The sequence below is a fragment of the Gemmatimonas sp. genome, assembly GCF_046594945.1.
Classification (GTDB): domain Bacteria; phylum Gemmatimonadota; class Gemmatimonadetes; order Gemmatimonadales; family Gemmatimonadaceae; genus Gemmatimonas.
In genome coordinates this window covers 1-3,114 of sequence record NZ_JBKJRB010000148.1, presented here as the reverse complement: position 1 = coordinate 3,114, position 3,114 = coordinate 1, and the positions used below count along the sequence as shown (strand labels likewise).

At 64.7% G+C, this 3,114-nt stretch carries 2 protein-coding genes; one reads left to right on the top strand and one right to left on the bottom strand.

Annotated elements, in window-relative coordinates:
- Positions 1–96: 96 nt before the first annotated feature.
- A complete protein-coding gene (locus tag ACLL97_RS17670; protein WP_411281800.1) occupies positions 97–327 on the top strand; it encodes a histidine kinase in 231 nt (76 codons plus the stop codon).
- A gap of 303 nt (positions 328–630) precedes the next feature.
- On the opposite strand, the gene ACLL97_RS17665 is transcribed toward ACLL97_RS17670, so the two are convergent.
- The coding region (locus ACLL97_RS17665; protein WP_411281799.1) for an amidohydrolase family protein at positions 631–3,114 on the bottom strand (2,484 nt) is incomplete at its 5' end.

The window sequence follows — 3,114 nt, the reverse complement described above, 5'->3', positions numbered from 1 at the left end:
TGGATGCCTTGGTGCTACGCGTATGCGCAGCGTATGCGCAGCGTATGCGCGCGACCTGCGTGATGCTCGTCTGACCCACAACTGGCCGAGGCGCTCTTGTCCGCGCTTGCGATGGAGCTGCAACCACATTTTCTGTTCAATACGCTGAACGCCACTTGCACGCTGGTGCACAGCGACGCGGCGGCCCGTATGATCGCGCGGTTAAGCGCGCTTCGGCGTCGTACGCTCGAGGCGGGACGTCAGCCGTTGGCCACGCTCGCGGACGAGTTCGAGCTCGTTGAGATGTATCTCGACATCCAGCGCATTCGCTTCGGTTCGCGGCCCTGATGTTGCGGCCTGAGGTAGAAGTGGTCGAGCTGCATCACCGCGAGCGTGCAGTCTGGCAGCCGTCGCAGCGAAACCCAACGCGCTCTCCACGCGCTCGCCACGCGCTGGCGCAGCCGCGGGGGCCGACGCCGCGTGTGCGAAGTGGTGGTCGTAGACCGTCTGCAGTCTGTCCAGGTGATCCGACACCAACCGCAAGAGCAGCGGCGACGATTGCGGGCGCAATGGTGTGTAGACGCCACGCGCCATCGGGCCAAGTCGGCCACCGGCGCTCCGAGAGCGGGGAGCGCCGATGGCCCACCAGATCTACTTCGAACCCGCCTTCGTTGCCGGGACCATCGGACGGTTCGGGACCACCGGCCCGTCGCGCTTCGTCGGGTACGTCTCGGCCAACGTAGTGCCGTCGTACAACCGGCCGTTCTTCATCACAAGCCTGATCTTGCCCGTGTTCCGCAGATCGACCAGCGGGTCGGCGTCGAGCACCAGCAGATCCGCCATCTTGCCGACTTCCAGCGAGCCCACATCATCCTGAAGTCCGATCGCCCGCGCGCCACTAGCCGTCGCGGTGCGAAGCGCTTCCATTGGCGTCATGCCACCGCTTGCCAGCAGCCACAACTCCCAGTGGTAGCCCAGCCCCTGTAGCTGCCCGTGACTGCCGACACCCAGACGTCCTCCGGCGCGCATGATTTTGGTGGCGTCGGCCGCCAGCTGCGGGAACACGTATTCGTCGTCGAGGAACCACCCACCGGCCGTTCCGCCGCCGGGCATCGAGGCCATCCGACGACGCGTTTTCAGGGCCAGCTCCTCATACGCGGTGAATCGCTGCAGCTTGGGATCGGCGTACGGATTCTCTTTCGTGTAGAAGTAGTTTTCCCCCCACGGGCCTCCGTAGTTCACCAACAGCGTTGGCGTATAGGTACGATTCGACCACGCCATGAAGCTTGTGACATCGCTGCCGAGCGGGGTGATGCCCATGGAGTGCTCGAGGCCGGGATAGCCGTCGAACGTTTCGGTAAGATTGAGCTTCACGTCGAGTGACCCTTCGGTGGTTGGCATCAGTTGCTGTTCGCGCGCCGCCTTGATGATCCACTGCCTCGTCTGACGCACACCGGCCACGTACATCTTGATCGTTTTGGTGTCGTAGTAGCTGCTGTAGCGCTTCAGGATGTTGCGGGCGTGCTCCTGGTCGCGGATGTTGTCGGTGTTGAACACACCGGGGCCGGTGGAGTAAATGCGCGGTCCGATAATCTGCCCGGCATCGACCATGTCCTGATACGTGAGCACGTCGGTGGTGGCGGTCTGCGGATCGCGCGTGGTAGTCACCCCATACGCGAGGTTGGCCAGATACGCCCACGGCTGCGTCTCATGAATTGTGCCACGTTCGGCTCGGAGATGCGCGTGCGTATCCACGAAGCCGGGCATGATCGTGGCACCGGCCATGTCCATCGACGTGGCGCCGGCAGGGACGGCCACGCTGCCCGCGGCACCGATGGCGGCGATCCGATTGTTCGTGACCACAATATCACCGCGCGCGATGACTTCATCACCCGTCATCGTAATCAGACGTGCATTTCGTAGTACGACGCTACCACGCGGCCTATCGCGCGCCGCCTGCACCAGCACGCGCTGCTCACTCGGCACGTACGGGCGCGGACGCAGACTGTCGGCCAGCGTGGAATCGCGACGCGACGCAGCGATCGCGGCGTCACGCACGGCGGCCGTATCGAGATCGTAGACCACGTGGGCATTGCCGATCGACCAGTGCACGCGACGGCCGTTCGACGACCACGCAGGAAACTGTCCGCCGATGTCGGTCAGCTTCTTTACCGGCACCGACGCCGTGTTGACGTCGGCCACACTCACGGACGGCTGTGTTCCGCGCGGCGGGACCACCACCGTGTAGAAATCCGAGTTGATCTGCGCCAGCGCCATATCGCCGCTGGGCGACATCATCGTGAGCGTGGCCGGTGGGCCGGGGGAGCCGGGCTCCTCGGGGTTGTTCAGCTGCTGTAGCAACAGTTCCGACGGGTTCACATCGTGATCGTCGACGGCACCGCCCACACCGGGACCGGTCACGCGCAGGTGTCGCTGTTCGTCGCTACCGTCCCAGCGAATCGATACCAATCCGTTGGCGGTCGACGACAAATAAATGCGCGAGGTATCCTTCGCGAAGTGCGGCTTGCTCCGTCCAGCGGAGCGGGCGACCACGGTGGCCGTGCTGCCGTTGGCCGTCGCCGGTGTTGCGGGATACCACACAATGTCGGTCGGCGCGGTGACGCCGGTTTGATCGCGACGGCCCTGCGCTGCAGTCTGCGTGAGCACAATGCGCGCGCCGTTCGGCGTCCACACCGGCTGACGCAGCGTACCGAGTACGGCGCTCAACGCCGTCGGTGCCACGGGCCGCGCGCTCACGACGGCCTTGTACAGACGACCACCGTCGTTGGTCCACGTGACCCACGCCAGGGACTTGCTGTCGGGCGACCAGGCTGGTTCCGACTCGATGGCATTCAGCGTGGACACGCGTCGTGGTGCGCCGCCGGGAGAGTCCATCACGTACAGCTTCTCGAGCGCTACGAAGGCGAGCTGTCTGCCGTTGGGCGACGGCACCGCATCGCGGATCTGGCGCACCGTGAACTGTGCGCTGTCGGAGATCGGATACTTGAACGCGAGCTCGGGGCCGGCGTCGAGCGTGGCCTGTACGCGAAACGGAATCTCGGTCTGTCCACTGCCATCGATCGCAACACGCCAGATCTTGTTGGCGTAGCTGGCGATCAGCTCCTTCGAGTCGGG